The sequence below is a fragment of the Candidatus Kinetoplastibacterium blastocrithidii (ex Strigomonas culicis) genome (assembly GCF_000319245.1).
Taxonomy (GTDB): Bacteria; Pseudomonadota; Gammaproteobacteria; order Burkholderiales; family Burkholderiaceae_B; genus Kinetoplastidibacterium; species Kinetoplastidibacterium blastocrithidiae.
On the sequence record NC_019814.1, the window covers coordinates 232,413 to 253,863 of the forward strand.

Here is a 21,451-nt window from a genome sequence, read left to right on the forward strand (position 1 = left end):
TGACTAACTAATTATATGTTATGTTATTACGTATTTTGCGTGCAGAATCTGCTATTTCACTTGCAGTTAGTCCTATAGGGCCTATGTTTTCCATGGATAGTTTATCTGATGCTTTCCCATGTAACCAAACAGCTCCTAATAGGGCCTGTTCTAAACATATTTTTTGTGATATTAGACTACCTATCATTCCTGCTAAAACATCACCAGTTCCAGAGGATGCTAGCCCAGGGTTTCCAGTTTTATTGCTAAATATGACATAATCGTTAGGAGAGCATATTAGAGTATTCTTGCCTTTTAATACTATCCAGGCTTTAAAATTTTTAGATAATAGTTTAACTGCTTCTAGTCTGTTTTCTTGTATGTCTTGTGTTGAACAATTTAATAGCCTAGCAGCTTCTGCTGGATGCGGCGTCAATATTAATGTGTTGTTTTTGTAGTTTGAGCTCAAAAAATTTTTTGAGGATAGAATATTCAATGCATCAGCATCTATCACTATTATTGAGCCTTTTTTTAATATAAACATTTCATTAATTAATTTTTGTGAAAAAACTGATTGTCCTAACCCACAACCTACGACCCATGTATTAACTCTAATTTGAGATTTTAGCCAATATATAGCTGTGTTTATCATTAACTCTGGCTGTATAAAATCAACTGATATTGGGGAGTTTTTGCTAGCAAAACCAATTAGCACCTTACCTGCGCCAATTTTTAGAGCTGCTCTTCCTGCAAGCAGTACAGAGCCTATCATTCCATTGCTTCCACCGATAATTCCAACTGTTCCATGATCACCCTTATTGCTATCTAAGTTTCTTTTTTTGAATAATTCTGGTAAATTCTCGATATTAATATCGATTGGTTTTTGATTCATTATCTTTCGTGTTGTATTAGATTATATTTGTATATGAAATGTAGTATAGTGCTATTTTTCTGTATTTATTGCATCCGTAGTTCAATGGATAGAATGTGAGTTTCCGAAGCTCTTGATACAGGTTCAATTCCTGTCGGATGCGCCATCCATATTTATGGTTCTATAATGTTAGAGTTATTATTAAATTGTTTATCAACATTATCTTGTAGATAATTTACATATTCATTAAAACTCATCTCGTTTTTTTCTTCTAATGCATAACATTCATCATGAGATTTAATAGCATTTTTCTTATAGTAGTTATGGTTTGAGTCTGTCTCTTTTTTTAAGATAAAGGAATGCTGTTTACTTATTTCTAATGAATATTCTGCCAGAGATATTTTTCTATCTTTTAGATTTCTAATAATTTTTGCAGATGGAGTAAGATCTTGATTATTTACTTTTTTTAATTGATTTAATACCGAGTCGTAATGTAAATTTTCATGTGTGCCTCTATCTAGTATAGAGGCAATATCACCTATCTTAGCTATTAGTTCAGTAGCCCATTGTTTTAAAGTGATATTCAAACCAGTTTTTTTAATTGATAAGTTAGGCTCTCTACCTTTGTATGCTACATTGAAAAAATTCTCATAATGTTCCTCATATTCATTTTTTAGAAATAAAGGACTATCTTCGGTTGCACAAAATAATAGAAAAGAATCCAAAAATCTACAAGTTTCAGCATTAATCCCTATAGCAGAATCTAAGTCAATATCTAAACAACGCACCTCAATGTAATTAACCCCGTTATGTTTTAAGTTATTGATTAACCTATCATTATTATTGATAGAACATTTAGGTCTTATCATAGAATAGTATTCATTCTCTATTTGGAGGACATTAGTATTTAATTGAATCCACTCACCTTTTTCATGGGTTCCAATATCTTGATATTCTGGCCATGGTTTATTAATAGCTTCATATAAATTTGAAAGAAATTCTTCTAAACAGTTATAAGATACATTTAATGTTGATTGAACTTTGCTATAGTAGCCAATTTTACTTACTCTGAGACTTGTTGCATAAGGCATATAGACAGTCTTGTCATCCATATTAATAAGACCATTTATATCCTTTCTCATCAGATCTTTAGGCATAGCTGGTGTTGAGCCAAACAAGTATACTATCAACCAAGAGTATCTTATAAAATTACGCATTAGTTTGAAATAATATAAGTTTTTCTGGTTTTTATCTTTGTGCTGTAATTGCTCTAAAATCTCATTATTTAATGAAAAATTATAATGAAGCCCTGCTATGCACTGCATCTTTTTCCCATAACGTTTTGCTAAACCCTTTCTGTATATATATTTATACATACCTATATTAGATTTTCCAAACCATGCTATCGGTATATCATCATCTTCTTTTGAAGATAGTTCTGGTATGGAGTTGTGCCATAGCAATTCATTATTTAATGAATTGCAAACAAAATTATGTATACTAGAAAGTTCTTTTATTAAGGACTCAACAGAATTATTAGTTCCTGTAATTATCTCTAATAATGCCTCTGAGTAATCTGTCGTTATATTCGTATTTGTTAGAGAAGATCCTAATTCATATGGATGAGGTAGATTGGAAATATTTCCTGAATAATTTACCCTTAAAGCTTCTCTTTCTATTCCTCTGAGTATTTTTGAGGATAAATTTTCAATACCTTCAAGTTGATTCAGATTATTACTTATCAGCCAAGGTGTGTTATGTATATTTGAGTTTTTCATTATTGGGATTTCATTTATGTTGATAAATTATGCTGATTAAATTAATTGAGTTATATTTCACAAAAAAATATTCATCAGTTCACAAAAATCACACGTTAACTAATAGTAATAAAATTATTTACTATTTATCATTATAGCTTATATAGATTTTTTTATAGTGGCATTTTATCAAAAGAGTATAGAATACTCACTGTGCATGAATTTTAACTTTTTTAAAAGGATAATCAGTTTTCTGAATATTAGAATGATTTAGTTTATTGATAATAATTATATGAAAGATAATATCAATGAAGGTTTTTTTAAAAATGTAGATTCTACACATTTTGGTTATAAGTCTGTCGAAGTCTCTGAAAAGAAAATGCTAGTGTCAAAAGTTTTCCATTCTGTATCAGATAGATATGATTTGATGAACGATATAATGTCTTTAGGACTGCATCGTTTGTGGAAAAAATTCTTAGTTAGCAAGTCAAATATAAGATCCGGGATGAGAATTCTTGATATAGCTGGAGGTACTGGTGATTTAGCCAGAATGTTTATGGATAAACATAGAAATAATATTGAGGTTTGGCTCACTGATATTAATATTGACATGTTGAAAGTTGGTTGCGATAGATTAGTGAATTGTGGTTATATATTACCTATTATTGTTTGTGATGCAGAATCATTACCTTTTCCTTCTTCCTATTTTGATAGAGTTAGTGTTTCGTTTGGTTTGCGTAACATGACAGATAAAATACAAGCTATGACAGAAATGAGAAGAGTTCTTAAACCTGGTGGCAAGTTATTGATATTAGAGTTCTCTCACATTGTAGAGCCTTTAAAATCTTTGTATGATTATTACTCATTTAAATTTTTGCCTTGGGTTGGTAAAAAGGTAACAGGAGATGAAGATAGTTATAAGTATTTAGTAGAATCTATAAGAATGCATCCTAAGCAGGATGTATTGGCACAGATGATGATTGATTCTGGTTTTAGTAGGGTAAAATTTTCTAATCTAAGTGCTGGGATAGTAGCATTGCATGAAGGCATGAAGATAGCTTAGTAAGAATTAATCTGTTAATAGAAGAGGTGTTCATGTTTGTTTTATTGAAGAGTAAGTTTTTTTTATTATCATTAGCGCCTATAATGCTTACATCTATGTTTCTATCTTGCAATGTTGAGGCTCATCGTATTGGAGGAAGACATAGTATCGGAAAATGTTATAAAGCCCCATACAAGAAAAATTATTCTAGCGTTAATAATAATTTTCGTAAGAATGAAACAAATAAATCTATAAATAACAGCAAGAAAGTTAGTTTGTTTTCTAATATAATAGGCCCAATAATGGCTAGTTTTGGTTTGGCGGCAATATTATCATATTTTGGTCTGAATAGCCTCTTCGTGAATTTTTTCTCTATAATGATATTTTCTCTCTTGATTTTGTCCATAGTATATTTTATTTCCAGTTATCTTTTTATGAAGAGCCGGAGATTTGTGTATTGTAAGGAACAAGGGAATTTTTATTTAAACAATGACAATTCCTTTATTGATAATATAGAAATAAATAACCCTAGTGATATTTGTTTGATTGGGGATTTTAATTCAGAAGAATTCTCAGAGCAAGCGAGAAGATGTTTCATGCATATGCAAGAATTATGGAAAAATGGTGACATGGGCTCATTAAAGATTTACTTAACAGATGAAATGATTAGTGCTATAGAGAATGATCTTAAATATAAAAATTATGATAGAGAAGTTCAGATGTTGTCGTTACATTCTGAATTTTTAAATATTAATAAGGATAAGATAGGGAACTGCTTACTTGCAAATATTCGTTTCTTTGGAGTTATCAAAGATAATAATAATTTAGGAGCTAATAGCTTTGATGAAATATGGATTTTTCAAAAAAAATATTATTCTGGATGGCTTTTAGCTGGGATCCAAAAAAACCTTAATGATTAATTTTGAGCATTATTATGAATTCTTCTAATATGCTTAATGCCTTCATGAATAGGTTGGTTTTTATTGCTAATTACTTGGTTAATAGCAGTGATAATTTATCGAGTCTTCTAAATAGACATGTGGGTAAGATCTTAGAGATTAATTTTAATAATTTTTTATTAAGATTAATAATTAAAAAAAATGGCATATTTGAAGTGATTGATTATAGTCATAATAATTCGGATATTGTTGTAACTTTTAATGAATCTATTTTTGAAGTTTTTAAATCTGTTAATTATTATGGTATTTCTTCGTTGTCTAAATTCATGTATGTATCTGGTGATTTGTATTTTATGAATGATATGTCAATCTTATTACAGGGTATTGAGATGGCTTCAAAAGATAAATTTCATAAAGCTATCGAGAGTTTTATGAGTAATATTTCATGGATTAATAATAATATATGTTGTTTTGGTTTTAGATTATTAAAAAGTCTTAATGGATCGTTCTATAATGAAATAGATTTCTTAGCAAGTAGAACTTTATATCAAGATTTTGAGGATAATATGCAATCCCTATATATGGATATAAAAAAAGCACATATTCGTGTAAATAATTTACTTAATAATATTAATAATCTTATAGATTTTGATCTTTGATAAAATGTATTCAATTGCGCGTTTAATTTACATTATATTTATAGCAATAAGACATGGGCTTCCGCAATTATTAATCAGCAGTGGTAGTTCTAGGATCTCTAATTTTTTTATAAAAATGATATCTAGTTTTTCTAGAGATGAGATTGATAGAGCAAAGTCATTTAGATTGGCTCTAGAAAAACTCGGTCCTTTATTTGTTAAGCTGGGTCAGTCTTTATCAGGTAGGAATGACTTATTGCCAGATGATATTACACTTGAACTCGCTGTTTTATATGATAAGGTATCACCTTTTTCTTCTAATGAAGTTATTAGTTGCATAGAAAATTCATTTGGTAAGCCAATAGATATTCTATTCTTGAGTTTTAATGAAATTCCAGCAGCTGCAGCTTCTGTTGCCCAAGTGCATTTTGCAACGATACACGATGGACGTGAGGTTGCGGTAAAAGTTCTAAGGCCTGGTATTTTAGAATTAATTGATAGGGATCTAGCTTTGCTTAGATTTTTATCTAAGATAATTAATTTTTTTTGGTCAGATTCTAATAGATTAAAACTTAAAGAGGTAATTGATGAGTTTGATAAGTATTTACATAAAGAAATAGATCTAAAATGTGAAGCTGCAAATTGTAGTCAAATCAGGTCAAATTTTAATAGTGACCCTCAGAGAAAAGAAATGTTAATTGTTCCTAATATTATATGGGATCTAACGAATTCTTCAGTATTGACAATGGAAAGAATGTATGGAATTCCTATAAATCAGATAGATAACTTACGAAATGTTGGTTTAAACACATCTGATCTAGCATATAGAGGCATTCATATTTTTCTTCTACAGGTTTTTGAAGATGGTTTTTTTCATGCTGATATGCATCCTGGTAATATATATATATCTTATGACAGGAATACTTTTGGTAGTTACATTGCTTTAGATTTTGGTATAGTTGGTTGTTTGTCAGATTCAGATAAGAATTATCTTGCGCAAAATTTAGTAGCTTTTTTTCATAAAGATTATAAAAGTGTTGCTAAGTTACATATTGAGTCTGGATGGGTATCTAGGGATACTATAGTTGAAGACTTAGAAAGTTCTATTCGTACTGTTTGCGAGCCTTATTTTGGAAAGCCGCTCTCAGAATTATCGATTGGCAAATTGTTATTAAAACTTTTTCAAGTATCTAGATCTTTTAATATGGAGGTTCAGTCACAGTTGGTTCTACTTCAGAAGACTTTATTGAATGTTGAGTCATTAGGAATTCAATTGGATCCAACATTAAATTTATGGGAGACGGCTAAGCCATATCTTGAGAAATGGTTGCGAAGCAAGGTCGGATTCTATGCTTTTTCTAGCTCATTAAAAAATGAAGCGCTAAAATTATCTACTATACTACCAGTCATGCCTCGTTTATTACATGATTCTCTATTATATAAAGGTCTCGATATAAGAATATTGGAAGAGTTAGCAAGAAATGTAAGAAACAATAAATCCATCATTGTATTATCTATAATTACAAACATACTTATAATTAGTTTAATCTTATTATATTTATACTAGATTTTTGGTTATAGTTTAGTTATAGGTATTTATATAATGACACCTCTATTTTGATCAATCTTATTTAGTTAAGACAGTTAATTAATTTAAAGAGTTGTGACTATTTTGATAAGAGTTTCATGTCTCGTGCATGCTTGCTATGGTTTTTTAAACAATTTAATATAATGCTGCTAGGTTTATTTAGTAGCAATAACGACAAATATGTTAAAAATTGGTTTAACTGGTGGTATAGGATCAGGAAAGACTCTCGTTTCTTGTTTGTTAAGAGATTTTGGTGCTTACATAATAGATACTGATGAGATTGCAAAATCACTCACAAATATTGGTGGTGAGGCATTACCAAAGATAGTAAAAGTTTTTGGTAAAAGGGTCATTGGTAGTAATGGGTTGTTAGACAGATCATGGTTACGTGAACAAATTTTTTATGATAACAGTGCACGTGCCAGTTTAGAATCAATAATGCATCCATTGATTAGTTATTATTCTGATATGATGCTTAGACAGTACGTAGGATTATATGTTGTGTTTGTTGTTCCGTTATTAGTTGAGACTACCATATGGTTAGATAAAGTTAATCGAGTATGTGTTGTTGATTGTGATAAGGAGACTCAGATAAGAAGGCTAAGTGAACGCAACTTAAGTTTAGATATGATAAAGAGAATTATATCTATACAATCTGATCGTTATGCACGTTTGAAATTTGCTGACGATATTATAATGAATGATAGTGGTATTTCTAAGCATGAGGTATTTAAACAGGTTAAAATGAAGCATAATTTCTGGTATATGTTATCTAAGAAATTTTTAGTATAGTTTATTTTATTTAATTGAATCCAATAGGTTTTGGAAGATAGTGATTTTTTTTGAATATCCATTTAATGAGAGAGTAAGAACTTACTTGCGATTAGAATATCTTTTCGATAGGTTATTCTTTACTATCCAAAGCAGTGATACTAGGTTGCATCAGATTGCAATCTCAACATTATTTGATATTATTGATGCTATTGATAGGTCTGATATTAAAGGTTCTATGCTACAAGATTTAGAAAAACAACGATTGTTTCTCTTAAATTTGCGCAAATATAAAAACGTTAATCATAGAATGCTAGAATTAGCTATTTCCGAGTTAGGTGATGTTAGCTCTAATCTAGTATCTTCTGGTAGACCTGGTCATGCTCTTAGAGACAATGAATGGCTAAATAGTCTTAGAGGTAAATTATTATTTTCTGGATGTGCAGCACAAGCTGATATGCCTTCTTATTATTTTTGGCAAAATAAAAGTGAATCGAATAGAAGGGAAGATTTAAATAATTGGACATCACATATTAATCCATTATTTGAATCTTTGAAAATGGTATTGAGCTTGCTAAGAGAATCTGGTAATTTTGTGGAGTGCGTATCAAATAATGGTGAGTATCAAAGAATGCTGGGAGGTAAGGAATATCAGTTATTGAGATTATGTTTACATGAAGAACAGGGAATATTCCCTGAAATCAGTGCAAATAAACATATGATATCAATAAGATTTTCAAGCCAAGATAGCAATCTCAAATCTTTAGTTGTTAAATGTGATGTTGCTTTTAAGATTGCCTTCTGCAGATAATTATTTAATCTTATCTAATTGTTATAATTTTTTTGAAACCCAGTAACGAGCGAATTGTTGTGCTATGCGACCAGATCTAGAACCTCTTTCTATTGCCCAACTTATAGCTTCATTTTGAAAATCTTTTTTATCTATGTTCTTGTCAGATCTATCACTAATCTCATTAATCCAGTATTTTACTATATCTAGGTAAAAATCCTGATTAAATGGGTGAAAAGATACCCATAATCCAAATCTTTCAGATAGAGAATTTTTTTCCTCAGTTGTTTCTCCAGGATGTATTTCTCCATCCATGTCTTTTGTTAACTGTAGATTCTCATAAAAATACTCGGGTACTAAATGTCGTCTATTTGAAGTGGCATAGATTAGAATATTATCACTTTTTGCTGAAACAGATCCATCTAAAACAGATTTTAGTGCTTTATAACCTATTTCGCCATCTTCAAAAGATAGATCATCACAGAATAGAATATACTTCTCTGTACGATTGTTAATTATATCTACGATAATTGGTAGGTCTACTAGATCTGATTTGTCTATTTCAATGAGGCGTAGTCCACTATCATAATATTTCCCAAGCATAGATCTAACTAATGAGCTCTTTCCAGTTCCTCTAGCGCCTGTCATTAGCACGTTATTAGCAGGCTTGCCTTCTATGAATTGTTTTGTATTACTGTCGATTATTGTTTTTTGTCTTTCTATATGTTTCAAATCATCTAAATTAATCCTTGAGATGTTATTGACAGATAGTAGATATCCTTGGGATCCTTGTTTCCTCCATCTGTAGGCCAAAGCGCTCCAATCTGTTTCAGAAGGTGCTGGCGGTAGCCAAGCACTAATTTGTTTTAAAACTTTTTTTGCTAATTGATAAAATTCTTTCATCTCTTAATATTTCATCTTGTATTTGAGCTAAACTTATCAGGAACGGTAATCTGCATTTATAGTAATGTAGTCATGAGATAGATCACAGGTGTATACTTTTTCTGAAAAATAACCATTATTTAAAGATATTTTTATTGTAATCTCTTGCTGCTCCATTATTTTTTTTCCAGATTCTTCTGTATAGCTTTCACTAAGCTCCCCATTTTCTACAATTAATAAATCATTTAGCCATATTTTTATTTTATTTATTGGTATATTTGTATTCGAATACCCTATTGCCACTAGAATTCTTCCTATATTTGGATCAGATGCGTAGAATGCTGTTTTTACTAGTGGCGATTTAGCAACAGAGTATGCTATAGATAAGGCTTCTTCTTTGCTTGCGGCTTGTTCTACTTGTAACGTTATGAATTTTGTTGCTCCCTCAGCATCTCTAACTATTTTTTGAGATAAATCTGAAGCTGCTTTTGATAATGCGTCTAATACTGTATTGTAATTACTATCATTTTCTGAGTTTATTTGAATATTTGATTTACCTGTTGCCATTATGATGAAAGAATCATTTGTTGAGGTGTCGCCATCTATTGTAATCCTGTTGAATGATTGGTCTGCTATATCCTTAATTATTTTGTCTAGTAATTGCTGTTTAATACCAAGATCAGTTCCAATAAAACCAAGCATAGTAGCCATATTAGGATGGATCATTCCAGCTCCTTTACTAATTCCAGTAATAGTAAAAGTTCTCTCGCCAATAATAAATTGTTCTGAGAAGATTTTAGGAGTCGTATCAGTAGTCATAATTCCATAAGCAGCATCCATCCAATTATTCTTATCTATTTTTAATATGGCTTTATCTAGATTGTTGACTATTTTTTCAACTGGCAGTGGCTCTAATACAACTCCCGTAGAAAATGGTAGCACCTGGCAATCTTCTATTTTTAATAAACTACCTAAGCAATTACATATTTTTTGAGCATCTTTTAATCCTTTTTGTCCTGTGCCTGCATTAGCATTTCCTGTGTTTATTACTAAGCTTCGTACAGGTTTTCCAGATAGCAAGTGTTTTTTTGCAATTTGAACAGGGGCGGCACAGAATAGATTTTTTGTAAAAACGCCACTCAAAGTAGTTCCTTCATCTAGTTTAAATATCGTCAGATCTTTTCTATTCTCTTTCTTTATTCCTGCTTCTGTTACCCCTATTCCTATACCTTCTATTGCAAACACTTTTTTAGGTATCTTTAGATTGACTGCCATATTAAAATATTCCGATAGTTAACAGATGATGATTATTAGACTAGTAGTTTTTATGGTTTCCATATTATTATTATGACCAAAGATATTAATATGTTTTGATATTTAACATATTAATAAATAATTAATGGAGTTTAATTTTGATTAATTGTTGATAGCGATGATGGTGGCCCGAGGCGGAATTGAACCACCGACACAAGGATTTTCAGTCCTCTGCTCTACCGACTGAGCTATCGGGCCATCACAACTACTAACTATATATAAAAAAAAGACATATAACAATAAGGTAATTGTTGATAGTTATTAATTAATACTGGAGAATGTACTATAATTTATCATTTTGTTAGGTTTAATGTTGTTTTTTTACACTAAAGTGCTCTTATGTCTTATGTTATAAGCGTTATTGGATTGAACCATACATCTGCTCCCTTGATGATTAGAGAGCGCATGTCTATGCCAAATGATACTGTTGGCTTTTTGTTGTCTAGTATTTTGTCTGAATTTAGGAACATTGTATCTGAAGCTGTAATATTGTCTACATGTAATCGTACTGAGTTGTATTGTTATTGTGATGAAAAATATGTACAGGAATTAGTGATATGGTTTTCTGGATATGGAAAAGTAGACCCATCTTATTTTTATAATTATGTTAATGACATAGCCGTTAAACATATTTTTTCTGTTTCTTGTGGATTAGACTCTATAATAATTGGAGAGCCTCAGATTTTGAGTCAAATGAAAAAATCGGTTTTTCTTGCTAATGAAGCCAGATCATTAGGGACATATCTATACAAATTATTTCAGTGTTCTTTTTCAGCTTCGAAAGAAGTGCGTACACACACAGATTTGTGTAGGAATCACATCTCTATTTCTTCAGCATCAATCGATCTAGTAAAAACTGTTTTTCAAGAATTAGAAGACCTAAGTGTGCTATTTATAGGGGCTGGGGAGATTATTGAGCTATCTATTAAGTCGTTTGTTAAACATAAACATAATAAAATCGTAGTGACAAATAGAACTTCGGAGAGGTCAGATAATTTATCAAAAAAATTCTCTATAGAATCAATTCCATTTAATAGTCTTAAAGACAGATTGTATGATTTTGATGTTATTGTTTCTTGCACATCTAGTGATAATCAAATTATTCAATCAAGTGATGTAGCTAATTCTTTTAATGGTAAGAAAATAAAACCTATGGTTATGATTGATCTGGCTGTGCCCAGAGATATAGATATAGAAGTATCAAGTTTTAAAAATATTACCCTGTATTCTATAGATGACCTGCAAAAAGTTATAAAAAAAGGTTTTGCTAGTCGTAGCGCAACTATACCGTACGCAAATGAGATTATTGAAAAGAAGACAAAGAATTTTATGAGATGGATTAAGTCTCGTGATAACATTCCTTCAATATTAGAATTAATAAACAAGGCTAACAATATAAGTTCCAATGAGGTAGAATTGGCGAAGAGGGCACTAATGGTTGGTGGTTCACCTGATATTGTTATTGAGCGTATGGCACGTAGAATTACAAAGAAATTTTTGCATGGTCCTATATCATTTATTAACAGTAATGTAGATCTCAATCAAGATATTTTATCGTGCATTTTAGATATCTTTTCTAAGTGTAATATTAATAAATAGTAATACATAATTTCCTAATAATAAGTTTTTTAGTTTTATGACATCAATTTTAGAAAAAAAATGAAATTATCAATGCGTACGCGTTTAGAGGAGATCTCTAATCGATTATTGGAAATAGATATATTGCTTGCTGATCATGACGTAACATCTGACATTGATTATCTTAGAAAATTATCTTGTGAGCGTTCAGAAATAGAGCCTGTTGTAACTTTATTTAATTCATTTTTACAATACGAATCTGACCTGAAAGCAGCTAATGAAATGATGTCGGATCCTGAGTTAAAGGAAATGGCAGAAGAAGAGATTAAGATCGCTAGAAGCTGTATAGAAAAATTAGAAAACGATTTGCAAGTATCATTATTACCTAAGGATACTAATGATGATCGTGGTTTTTTTGTTGAGATTAGAGCTGGTGCTGGAGGAGATGAAAGTGCGCTCTTCTCTGCGGACTTGTTGAGAATGTATATACGTTATGCAGAAAGAATGGGTTGGTTTGTTGAGATAATATCTGCTAATTCATCTGATTTGGGTGGATATAAAGAGGTTATCATACGTATTGAAGGTAATGGGGCATACGGTAGATTAAAGTTTGAATCAGGTGGACATAGAGTACAGAGAATCCCAGAAACTGAAAATCAGGGTAGGATTCATACCTCTGCTTGCACAGTAGCTGTCATGTTGGAGGCTGATGAAGTTAATGAAATTACTATAGATGCTGTTGATATAAGAGTAGATACTTTTAGAGCAAGTGGAGCTGGCGGTCAGCATATAAATAAAACAGATTCTGCTGTTCGTATAACGCATTTACCAAGTGGGCTCGTGGTAGAGTGTCAGGATGATAGATCTCAGCATCGTAATAAAGAAAAGGCTATGAAGGTGCTATCTGCTCGTCTTAAAGATTTAGAAATCAGAGAGCAACAAAAGAAGGAGGCTTCTGAGCGTAAAAGTCTAATTGGCTCAGGAGACAGGTCTGAGCGTATAAGGACTTATAATTACCCACAGAGTCGTATTACTGATCATCGTATAAATTTGACTTTATATAAATTATCGCAAGTTTTAGATGGAGATTTAGATGATATTGTTGATGCATTGTTAGCTGAGTATAAGGCAGAACAATTAGCTTCTCTAGATTCTGGTTATTAGTTTTTTTAATATGGAATTTAGCATAAGAAACTTGATGCGAGACACAAGTTTACCGAATACTGAAATACTTATTCTTCTGGAGAAGGTTTTACAAAAACCTAAGACTTGGATTATTGCCAATGATCTGAATGTTATTTCTAATGTCTTATTTTATAAGTATATCGATTTAAGAAATAGAAGAATAGATGGAGAGCCTATAGCCTATTTAGTTGGTTATAAAGAATTCATGAATAATAAATTTTTGGTTAATAGGTCTGTCTTGATCCCTAGGCCAGAGACAGAATTATTGGTAGATGTTGCAATTAATAGTTTAAAACCATCTAATGGATGTAGAGTGTTAGATTTAGGTACTGGTTGTGGAGCTATTGCAATATCCATTTATTTAATGAAGTCTAACATTGAAGTTGTAGGTAGTGATATTGACTTGTATGCATTATCTGTAGCTGAGATGAATTCTAGAAAGCTATGTGCCAATATTGATTTAATTCATAGCAATTGGTTTGATTGTTTTGATTCGAAGATGGGCAAGTTTGATATAATAGTATCGAATCCTCCTTATATCCATTCATTGGATAAGCACCTAGAGTCGGGTGATTTGAGGTTTGAGCCAAGAATAGCACTAACAGATGAATTAGATGGATTGTCTCATATTTCTAATATTATTTATAATGCTAGAAATTATATGAATAAAGGGGCCTACTTATGGCTGGAGCATGGTTGGGATCAGTCGTCTATGGTCAAGTATTTATTAAAAATGGCAGGATTTAGCAATGTAAATAGTTTTTTAGATTTATCAGGAATTGTCAGAGTGACTGGTGGCAGTATATAGTCATAAGTTGTGTTAAACAAATAAATTACCATTGTATACTTAGTATTATGAAAGATATAAAAAAATATATAGATTCTGTAATTAGAGAGAATAAAATAGTTTTATTCATGAAAGGATCTCTAAGTTTCCCCATGTGTGGTTTCTCTGGCAAGGTTGTTAGAATCCTTAAAGAATGTAGTTTGAATAATAATAATATTCTATCTGTAAATGTTCTGGAAGATGATAATATTCGCCAAGGAATAAAGGATTATTCAGATTGGCCTACTATTCCTCAGTTATATATTGATGGATGTTTTATCGGAGGAGCGGATATTGTTTCAGAACTATATCTTAACGGAGAGCTGAAAAAGATGCTTGAGCACATTAACTTTTCTTAGTAAATACAGATCATGATACGTAGAATCGTTGTTGGTATAACAGGTGCTACTGGGTCTATATATGCTTTGAGATTATTAAAGATATTAAGTACATTGTCTGATATAGAAGTGCATTTGATTGTGTCATCATCCGGAATTTTGACATTAAATAATGAGTTGAGTATTAAAATTAACGATCTACACTCCTTGGTTAGCATCGTTCATAATGTCAAAAATATTGGTGATGTTCTGGCCAGTGGCTCATTTAGAATAGATGGCATGTTAATTGTCCCTTGCTCGATTAGAACTCTTTCTGCGATAGCAAATGGTTTATCTGATAATTTAATAGTTAGAGCAGCAGATGTCTCTCTGAAGGAAAGAAGGCGTATAGTACTTATGGTCAGGGAGTCGCCTTTTAATTTGATTCATTTGCGAAACATGATTTCTGTTACTGAGATGGGTGGGATTATATTTCCTCCTATGCCAGCATTTTACCATCAGCCATCTTCTATAGAGGAGATGGTAGATCATACTGTTATACATGCAATGAGATTGTTAAATTTAGATGTTTCTGGTCCTGTATGGAAAGGTATCTAGTTATTTTGTTAGTGAAACGAAATCCAGCCCTTTTTTTATAAATAAAGTTCCAGTAGATATTAAGAAATAGGCTCCGTGTATATGCAATTTCCTCTCGTTAACCCTAGTTCTTACTGAAGGAAAACTTAATAAGTTATTTATACTGTGATTTATCACCCCAAACTCTAGTCTTTTTGTATCTTCATGATTGTGATTGCCAACGCTTATATTAAGCTTTTCAGCAACTGGTGTAATTTGTGACATCCATTTCCCTATAAAATCCATTTTACTAAGAGGATGTCTATCCTCTATGAATGATTTAATCCCGCCGCATGAAGCATGTCCTAGTACAACTATATGTTCTATATTAAGACCATTTACTGCAAACTCTATGGCTGCACTTGTTCCATGGTAAGATGTTCCATATTCATCTTCGAAGGGAGGTACTAGATTGGCAACGTTCCTAACTACAAATATTTCACCCGGTCTAGTGTCAAATATAACTTCTGGAGATACCCTTGAATCACAGCAACCTATAACCATTATTTCTGGATTCTGTCCAGATACAGCCAATCTCTCATATTTTTTTTGTTCAGTATGAAATTTGCCAGACAGAAAGCTAAAGTATCCATCGGATAATTTTTCGGGGAATGTATTCATAAAATAATCCAGATAAATTATTATTTATATAGTATCAACCGGAATTTCTAAGTCCAGCAGCAATTCCGTTAATAGTTATATGTATATCTCTTTTTATCATTTCTTTAGAGCTTTGAGATATTGAACTATGACCATAACGATGTCTACGAAGAAGTTCAACCTGGAGGTAATTTAGTGGATCTATGTATGTAAAACGCTCTTTTAAGGCATTTAGTAACGTAGGGTTATCCTCTAGAAGATCTCTTTTAGTTAGTAATCTTAGCATTCCTATGGTTTTACGGTGTTCCAAGCTTATTGCATTAAACACATTATTTCTTAGTGTTTGATTAGGCACTAATTTTGAGTAACAAGAAGCAATACTGAGATCAGATTTTATGAGGACCATTTCCATATTTGATACCAAGGTTTTAAAAGCTGGCCATTCTTTTATCATTATTCTTAATAATTCTAATCTATCATTTTTGGATTTTGAAATTACGCTAGTCCCATTTTCTATAAAATGTTCAATTGCAGATCCCACGCCATACCAACTCGTTAGCATTAACCGGCATTGAGACCAAGAGAAGCTCCAGGGTATAGCTCGCAAATCTTCAATATTTTGGAGGTTTTTGCGTGATGATGGTCTAGATCCTATATTTAATTCCGCTATTTCATTAATTGGTGTAGATGTGAAAAAATATTCTGTGAATCCTGGTTTCTCATAGACTAAATTGCGATATATGTTTTCTGCATAACTAGACATAAATGACATTGCTTCTCCGTACTTATCTAGATAAGTACTATCCACATTTTTCTTATTTGATCTAGGACTTAAACTAGACTCAAGGGTTGCCGCTACTAATAGTTCAAGATGCCACTTACCTACTTCTGCATTGTTATATTTGCCATGAACTATCTCTCCTTGTTCAGTAAGTCTTATTTGTCCTGATACTGCTCCAGGTGGTTGAGATAGTATTGCTTCAAAACTTGGACCTCCGCCCCTACCAACAGAGCCTCCTCTTCCATGGAATAGTCTTAGCCTAATATTTCTAGATCTAAATACGTTTACTAGGTTTCTTTCTGCTTGGTAAAGTTCCCAATTAGAAGTTAAAAAACCGCCATCTTTATTGCTATCGGAATATCCAAGCATAACTTCTTGAGTATTATTATGTGAGTTTCTAATAATAGAATTAACTTCCGGTAGATCCATCCATTTAGACATAATATCTGAACTATTTTGAAGATCAGTTATTGTTTCAAACAAAGGCACTACCATCAGTCCTTCATGCTCCTTATGAGGATAGTATGTTGGCTTTATCAGTCCAGTTTCTTTTTGTAGAACTAGAACTTCCAGAAGATCGCTTAATGTTTCTGTATGTGAAACTATAGATTGTAATATTGCGGCTTCTCCGTAATCTTTTCTAATTTTAGCGGCCGCTCTAAAAATCTTCAGCTCTTTAGTAGTTTCTGCGCTATATTCAAACCATGGCGATACTAGTTGTCGGCCTTGCATTAATTCAAATCTAAGAATTTTCACTTTATCTTCTTCATTCAAATCAGAATACCTATTTTTTTTATCATCTAGAGTTATATTTGCCTGTAGAAAGAGTTCAGTTAGTACTCTTTCATGAACATCTGAGTTTTGCCTTAAATCTAATGTAGTTAGATGGAATCCGAAGACTTTTACAGATTGCTGTAAATTTTTTAATCTTAGTGAGTTTATTAAATCTCCATGATGTTTTTCTAGGGAGCTAGATATTGTATTTAAGTCTTTGTAGAACTCTTCAGATGATTTATAAGGTAGAGCAGGGAGGATTACTCTTCTAGCAAGATTTTTTCCAGCTAGTTTCTCTGATGTCGCCGCTAACCTAGCATATATACCTATCAATGCTTTTCTATAAGGCTCATCTTTCAAATGAGGAGACATGTCATTGCTCTTTTCTGCTAGTGATAACAGATCTTCATCTACTTCTACTAATAGGTTGCTAAGAGATAATTCAGTTTTTAATGCAAATACTTCTTTTAAGTAGTGTTCCAATATAACAGAAGACTGCCTAGCCATAGCTTGTTCTAGAGTTAATTCATCTACATTTGGATTGCCATCACGATCTCCGCCAATCCAGCTACCCATCCTTAGAAAAGGCTTTAACGGCATACTAGTACAATTTTCACTAGTATTTAGTAAATTAGAAAGATCTCTGTATAATTTTGGAATTGTTGGCAAGAATGTACTACGATAATATGATAGAGCATTTTCTATCTCATCGGTTACTGTAAGACTAGAATATCGCAGTATTCTTGTTTGCCATAGTATTGCGATGTGTCCTAATAGCTCTAAGTCAATTTCTTTTAAATCTTCTTTATTAGATCTATTATTTCTTTCTATAAGCTTTCTTGAAATATTTCTGTGGGCATCTAATGTGCTTTTCCTTTGTATTTCTGTTGGATGGGCTGTTAGCACTGGAGACATACAAGACTCATTTAATAATTCACTAATCTCATGTGTGGTAACACCATTATATTGCAGTTTACTAATTACATCTTTTAAGCTGCCTCGTATTGGGTAGTCGAGCTCTGAAAGATGTGCTTTATGTCTACGGTTTTGATCATTATCTTCGGCGATATTAACTAGATGCATGAAATAGCTAAATGCTCTTGCTACTGTGTTAGGATCATTATTTTCTAACTTGCTAATATAGACTTCTAATGATTCATCATCAGGATCTTTACTATTTTGTCGAAGTCTTATAGCAGATCGTCTAATTGATTCTATTATGTCAAATAAACGTTTTCCTTCACAGCTATAGATTGTTTCTCCTAGCATCTTTCCTAATAAACGAATTTCTTGACGTAGAGTTGATATTTGCATTTTGTATATTTAATAGTATTGGCATAAACGCTTATTTTTATGGATATAAATATAAAGTGATTGTATAGTAATTGGTTCTAGCTTCTCAAGCAAATTTTAATTAACATTGGAATGTTTATTAAATAGCTTAGTGAGTCTCATGAGAGTTAAGATCTTGCTTAGTTAGTATATATTTTTACAAGGTTTATAAATAAGATAAATAAGAAAATAAAATGATTAATAGTATTGGTAAAAAAAAAGAAAAAGCTTTGGTCCTTTTCTCTGGTGGGCAAGATTCAACCACATGTTTATTTTGGGCATTAAATAATTATAAAAGAGTAGATACTGTGGGTTTTAAATATGGTCAAAGACATTCCGTAGAGTTAGATTGCAGGTTGTCTATTTTAAAGATTATTAATTCTCGAAAAATGGCTTATTGTAATGGAGATTTAGGTGATGATCATATAATAGATCTAGGATTCATTAATCAGCTCACAGAGAATGCTCTTACAAGTAGTTTAGATATTGAGTATTCTGATGGAGTTCCAAATACATTTGTTCCTGGCCGGAATTTATTATTTCTAACTACAGCCGCAATTTTATGCTATAACATGAATATAGATGCCATAGTAGGGGGCATGAGTGAAGTAGATTTCTCTGGTTATCCTGATTGCCGAGATAGTACTATCAAATCACAACAAGCTACCATCAGTCTTGGATTAGAAAGATTTATAAGTATAGAAACTCCTTTGATGTGGAAGGATAAATCTGAGATATGGCAGATGGCAGTGGATATTGGAGGCCATGATCTTATTAGAATTATTATAGAGCAAACTCATACTTGTTATTTGGGTCATAGAGATCATCTTCATGATTGGGGTTATGGTTGTGGGGTTTGCCCTGCCTGCATATTGCGTAAAGCTGGATGGGATACATGGATTAATGTAGAATCGCAATAATAGCAGTTTAGTTTTTTCTGATATTTATATGTTGTTATGTAATATATCAGTCTTAATATCAATCTATTTTGAGAGTAAAAATAATATCATGCCACATTATCGTTCGCGTACTTCTACTTATGGTCGAAACATGGCTGGAGCTCGTGCTTTATGGCGGGCTACTGGCATGAAAGATGGTGATTTCGGTAAACCGATTATAGCTGTAGTTAATTCATTTTCTCAATTTGTTCCAGGACATGTACATTTACGTAATCTGGGTGCGTTGGTAGCTAAGGAGATTGCATCTAGTGGAGGAGTAGCAAAAGAATTCAATACTATTGCTATTGATGATGGAATTGCAATGGGGCATGATGGAATGCTTTATTCATTGCCATCAAGAGAGCTCATAGCAGATTCTGTAGAATATGTTGTGAATGCACATTGCGCTGATGCTATGGTATGTATTTCAAATTGCGACAAAATTACTCCAGGAATGTTGATGGCAGCAATGCGTCTGAATATTCCAGTGGTATTCGTATCAGGAGGGCCAATGGAAGCTGGGAAGATCATATCAAAAGATAAGGTTTTTAAGATTGATCTAGTTGATGCGATGATAGTTGCTGGTGATCCTAATGTTAGTGATGCTCAGGTTGATTTGACAGAGCACAATGCTTGTCAGACTTGCGGTTCTTGTTCTGGAATGTTTACTGCAAACTCTATGAATTGCTTAACTGAAGCTATAGGGTTAGCCTTGCCAGGTAATGGTACTTTGTTAGCAACACATGCAAATAGGCGTTCTTTGTTTGAGCAAGCAGGGAGGTTAATAGTAGACTTGTGTTATCGTTATTATGATAAAGATGATTCATCTGTATTACCGAGAAGTATAGCAACTAAGGCATCATTCCAAAACGCAATGGTTCTTGATGTAGCAATGGGAGGGTCGACAAATACTGTTCTTCATCTATTGGCAGCAGCACAGGAAGCCAAGGTTAATTTCACAATGGAAGATATAGATAAGATCTCAAGAGGGGTTCCTTGCCTATGTAAGGCAGCGCCTGCAACTGATAAATATCATATAGAGGATGTCCACAGAGCTGGTGGCGTAATGGGTATTCTTGGAGAGCTAGGAAGGGCAAATCTTTTAGATATGTCAGCAGGCAATATATATGGAGGAACTATTGGTAAAACGATTGAGCAATGGGACATCATTGAGAATAGCTCTGAACTAGTAACTAATTTCTATAAATCAGCACCAGGTGGTATTAGTACAACTGAAGCTTTTAGTCAGAATTCATTTTTTGATTCTCTAGATTTAGATAGAGTTTCTGGGTGTATAAGGAATTTCGAAAATTCTTATTCAAAAGATGGAGGATTAGCTGTTTTATATGGAAATATAGCTATTAATGGTTGTATAGTTAAAACAGCAGGGGTAGATGATTCTCAATTGATTTTTAATGGTAAGGCTCGTGTCTTTGAGAGTCAAGATTCTGCAGTAAAAGCTATTTTGGAAGATGAAATATTTCCTGGTGATATAGTAATTATTAGATATGAAGGGCCTAAAGGAGGTCCAGGAATGCAAGAGATGCTATATCCAACATCTTATTTAAAGTCTAAAGGTCTTGGTAAGAGTTGTGCTTTATTTACAGATGGGAGATTTTCAGGAGGTTCTTCAGGACTGGTTATTGGTCATGCTTCCCCTGAGGCAGCAGAGGGTGGAGCAATAGGTCTTATAGAAGATGGGGATAAGGTCTTCATAGATATTCCAAATAGAATAATAAGTCTTGTTATATCTGATAGCGAATTGAATGATAGACGTATTTTAATGGGGCAAAAAGGAGACAAGGCCTGGAAGCCTATCAATAGAGATAGAAAAATTTCTACCGCATTAAAAGCTTATGCATTATTAGCTACTTCAGCCGACCGTGGTGCTGTACGCGATATATCAAAACTTGATAAGTAGAGGTCTTTGTATAATGTATCCAGTATGTTTTT

19 protein-coding genes and 2 tRNA genes are annotated in these 21,451 nt (G+C 32.3%); 14 read left to right on the plus strand and 7 right to left on the minus strand.

What is annotated here, in order from left to right; genetic code table 11:
• Nucleotides 1–7 precede the first annotated feature (7 nt).
• A complete protein-coding gene (locus CKBE_RS01185; RefSeq protein WP_015237784.1) occupies nucleotides 8–871 on the minus strand; it encodes an NAD(P)H-hydrate dehydratase in 864 nt (287 codons plus the stop codon).
• A 70-nt stretch (nucleotides 872–941) separates the two neighbouring features.
• Here CKBE_RS01185 and CKBE_RS01190 point away from each other — a divergent pair.
• A tRNA-Arg gene (locus CKBE_RS01190) sits at nucleotides 942–1,016 on the plus strand.
• A gap of 7 nt (nucleotides 1,017–1,023) precedes the next feature.
• On the opposite strand, the gene gshA is transcribed toward CKBE_RS01190, so the two are convergent.
• A complete protein-coding gene (gene gshA / locus CKBE_RS01195) occupies nucleotides 1,024–2,628 on the minus strand; it encodes a glutamate--cysteine ligase (RefSeq protein ID WP_015237785.1) in 1,605 nt (534 codons plus the stop codon).
• 271 nt (nucleotides 2,629–2,899) lie between these two features.
• Here gshA and CKBE_RS01200 point away from each other — a divergent pair, with 271 nt between their 5' ends.
• The 6 genes from CKBE_RS01200 to zapD all read left to right on the plus strand — a co-directional run bounded on the left by CKBE_RS01200 (nucleotide 2,900) and on the right by zapD (nucleotide 8,356).
• Nucleotides 2,900–3,670, plus strand: a complete 771-nt coding sequence (locus CKBE_RS01200; protein ID WP_015237786.1) for a class I SAM-dependent methyltransferase — start codon at nucleotides 2,900–2,902, stop codon at nucleotides 3,668–3,670.
• A 32-nt stretch (nucleotides 3,671–3,702) separates the two neighbouring features.
• Entirely contained in the window at nucleotides 3,703–4,569 is an 867-nt protein-coding gene (locus tag CKBE_RS01205; RefSeq protein WP_015237787.1) for a Tim44 domain-containing protein, read from the plus strand.
• Between the two features lie 14 nt (nucleotides 4,570–4,583).
• The gene (locus CKBE_RS01210; RefSeq protein WP_015237788.1) at nucleotides 4,584–5,207 is read left to right on the plus strand and encodes a hypothetical protein; all 624 of its coding nucleotides are present in this window, start codon (nucleotides 4,584–4,586) and stop codon (nucleotides 5,205–5,207) included.
• Between the two features lie 4 nt (nucleotides 5,208–5,211).
• A complete protein-coding gene (ubiB, locus tag CKBE_RS01215) occupies nucleotides 5,212–6,753 on the plus strand; it encodes a 2-polyprenylphenol 6-hydroxylase (RefSeq protein WP_015389952.1) in 1,542 nt (513 codons plus the stop codon).
• 201 nt (nucleotides 6,754–6,954) lie between these two features.
• Complete coding sequence (gene coaE / locus CKBE_RS01220) at nucleotides 6,955–7,566, plus strand: dephospho-CoA kinase (protein WP_015237790.1); 612 nt, start codon at nucleotides 6,955–6,957, stop codon at nucleotides 7,564–7,566.
• Between the two features lie 40 nt (nucleotides 7,567–7,606).
• Entirely contained in the window at nucleotides 7,607–8,356 is a 750-nt protein-coding gene (gene zapD, locus CKBE_RS01225; protein ID WP_015389953.1) for a cell division protein ZapD, read from the plus strand.
• A gap of 21 nt (nucleotides 8,357–8,377) precedes the next feature.
• Here the strand turns inward: zapD and CKBE_RS01230 are convergent, their stop codons facing one another.
• The 3 genes from CKBE_RS01230 to CKBE_RS01240 all read right to left on the minus strand — a co-directional run bounded on the left by CKBE_RS01230 (nucleotide 8,378) and on the right by CKBE_RS01240 (nucleotide 10,729).
• Nucleotides 8,378–9,238, minus strand: a complete 861-nt coding sequence (locus CKBE_RS01230) for an ATP-binding protein (RefSeq protein ID WP_015237792.1) — start codon at nucleotides 9,236–9,238, stop codon at nucleotides 8,378–8,380.
• A gap of 36 nt (nucleotides 9,239–9,274) precedes the next feature.
• Nucleotides 9,275–10,492, minus strand: a complete 1,218-nt coding sequence (gene argJ / locus CKBE_RS01235; protein WP_015237793.1) for a bifunctional glutamate N-acetyltransferase/amino-acid acetyltransferase ArgJ — start codon at nucleotides 10,490–10,492, stop codon at nucleotides 9,275–9,277.
• 161 nt (nucleotides 10,493–10,653) lie between these two features.
• A tRNA-Phe gene (locus CKBE_RS01240) sits at nucleotides 10,654–10,729 on the minus strand.
• Nucleotides 10,730–10,870: 141 nt separating this feature from the next.
• Here CKBE_RS01240 and hemA point away from each other — a divergent pair.
• Genes hemA through CKBE_RS01265 form a run of 5 tightly spaced genes read left to right on the plus strand, consistent with a single transcriptional unit; the run spans nucleotide 10,871 to nucleotide 15,055 of the window.
• Entirely contained in the window at nucleotides 10,871–12,130 is a 1,260-nt protein-coding gene (gene hemA, locus CKBE_RS01245; protein WP_015237794.1) for a glutamyl-tRNA reductase, read from the plus strand.
• 60 nt (nucleotides 12,131–12,190) lie between these two features.
• Nucleotides 12,191–13,273 carry a peptide chain release factor 1 gene (prfA, locus tag CKBE_RS01250; RefSeq protein WP_015389954.1) on the plus strand — a complete coding sequence of 361 codons (1,083 nt, stop codon included), beginning with the start codon at nucleotides 12,191–12,193 and terminating at the stop codon, nucleotides 13,271–13,273.
• Nucleotides 13,274–13,283: 10 nt separating this feature from the next.
• Nucleotides 13,284–14,102, plus strand: coding sequence for a peptide chain release factor N(5)-glutamine methyltransferase (gene prmC, locus CKBE_RS01255; RefSeq protein WP_015237796.1), 819 nt, complete (start codon nucleotides 13,284–13,286; stop codon nucleotides 14,100–14,102).
• A gap of 47 nt (nucleotides 14,103–14,149) precedes the next feature.
• The gene (grxD, locus tag CKBE_RS01260; RefSeq protein WP_015237797.1) at nucleotides 14,150–14,479 is read left to right on the plus strand and encodes a Grx4 family monothiol glutaredoxin; all 330 of its coding nucleotides are present in this window, start codon (nucleotides 14,150–14,152) and stop codon (nucleotides 14,477–14,479) included.
• Nucleotides 14,480–14,494: 15 nt separating this feature from the next.
• Complete coding sequence (locus CKBE_RS01265) at nucleotides 14,495–15,055, plus strand: UbiX family flavin prenyltransferase (RefSeq protein ID WP_192811410.1); 561 nt, start codon at nucleotides 14,495–14,497, stop codon at nucleotides 15,053–15,055.
• Here the strand turns inward: CKBE_RS01265 and CKBE_RS01270 are convergent, their stop codons facing one another.
• Nucleotides 15,056–15,694 (minus strand): carbonic anhydrase, encoded by a 639-nt coding sequence (locus tag CKBE_RS01270; RefSeq protein ID WP_015237799.1) that lies wholly within the window; start codon nucleotides 15,692–15,694, stop codon nucleotides 15,056–15,058. It abuts the gene before it with no gap.
• Between the two features lie 34 nt (nucleotides 15,695–15,728).
• Nucleotides 15,729–18,542 (minus strand): phosphoenolpyruvate carboxylase, encoded by a 2,814-nt coding sequence (gene ppc, locus CKBE_RS01275; protein WP_015237800.1) that lies wholly within the window; start codon nucleotides 18,540–18,542, stop codon nucleotides 15,729–15,731.
• 212 nt (nucleotides 18,543–18,754) lie between these two features.
• Here ppc and queC point away from each other — a divergent pair, with 212 nt between their 5' ends.
• Both queC and ilvD read left to right on the plus strand, forming a co-directional pair.
• The gene (queC, locus tag CKBE_RS01280) at nucleotides 18,755–19,480 is read left to right on the plus strand and encodes a 7-cyano-7-deazaguanine synthase QueC (RefSeq protein WP_015237801.1); all 726 of its coding nucleotides are present in this window, start codon (nucleotides 18,755–18,757) and stop codon (nucleotides 19,478–19,480) included.
• 88 nt (nucleotides 19,481–19,568) lie between these two features.
• Nucleotides 19,569–21,419, plus strand: a complete 1,851-nt coding sequence (gene ilvD / locus CKBE_RS01285) for a dihydroxy-acid dehydratase (protein WP_041571761.1) — start codon at nucleotides 19,569–19,571, stop codon at nucleotides 21,417–21,419.
• Nucleotides 21,420–21,451: the final 32 nt, after the last annotated feature.

Excerpts from the sequence above, each read along its gene's own strand:
- CKBE_RS01230 (WP_015237792.1), bottom strand. The coding sequence starts at position 9,238 with ATGAAAGAATTTTATCAATTAGCAAAAAAAGTTTTAAAACAAATTAGT.
- CKBE_RS01205 (WP_015237787.1), top strand. The coding sequence starts at position 3,703 with ATGTTTGTTTTATTGAAGAGTAAGTTTTTTTTATTATCATTAGCGCCT.
- coaE (WP_015237790.1), top strand. The coding sequence starts at position 6,955 with ATGTTAAAAATTGGTTTAACTGGTGGTATAGGATCAGGAAAGACTCTC.
- ilvD (WP_041571761.1), top strand. The coding sequence starts at position 19,569 with ATGCCACATTATCGTTCGCGTACTTCTACTTATGGTCGAAACATGGCT.
- hemA (WP_015237794.1), top strand. The coding sequence starts at position 10,871 with ATGTCTTATGTTATAAGCGTTATTGGATTGAACCATACATCTGCTCCC.
- argJ (WP_015237793.1), bottom strand. The coding sequence starts at position 10,492 with ATGGCAGTCAATCTAAAGATACCTAAAAAAGTGTTTGCAATAGAAGGT.
- ubiB (WP_015389952.1), top strand. The coding sequence starts at position 5,212 with ATGTATTCAATTGCGCGTTTAATTTACATTATATTTATAGCAATAAGA.
- grxD (WP_015237797.1), top strand. The coding sequence starts at position 14,150 with ATGAAAGATATAAAAAAATATATAGATTCTGTAATTAGAGAGAATAAA.
- prmC (WP_015237796.1), top strand. The coding sequence starts at position 13,284 with ATGGAATTTAGCATAAGAAACTTGATGCGAGACACAAGTTTACCGAAT.
- CKBE_RS01270 (WP_015237799.1), bottom strand. The coding sequence starts at position 15,694 with ATGAATACATTCCCCGAAAAATTATCCGATGGATACTTTAGCTTTCTG.
- CKBE_RS01185 (WP_015237784.1), bottom strand. The coding sequence starts at position 871 with ATGAATCAAAAACCAATCGATATTAATATCGAGAATTTACCAGAATTA.
- prfA (WP_015389954.1), top strand. The coding sequence starts at position 12,191 with ATGAAATTATCAATGCGTACGCGTTTAGAGGAGATCTCTAATCGATTA.
- queC (WP_015237801.1), top strand. The coding sequence starts at position 18,755 with ATGATTAATAGTATTGGTAAAAAAAAAGAAAAAGCTTTGGTCCTTTTC.
- CKBE_RS01210 (WP_015237788.1), top strand. The coding sequence starts at position 4,584 with ATGAATTCTTCTAATATGCTTAATGCCTTCATGAATAGGTTGGTTTTT.
- gshA (WP_015237785.1), bottom strand. The coding sequence starts at position 2,628 with ATGAAAAACTCAAATATACATAACACACCTTGGCTGATAAGTAATAAT.
- CKBE_RS01200 (WP_015237786.1), top strand. The coding sequence starts at position 2,900 with ATGAAAGATAATATCAATGAAGGTTTTTTTAAAAATGTAGATTCTACA.
- ppc (WP_015237800.1), bottom strand. The coding sequence starts at position 18,542 with ATGCAAATATCAACTCTACGTCAAGAAATTCGTTTATTAGGAAAGATG.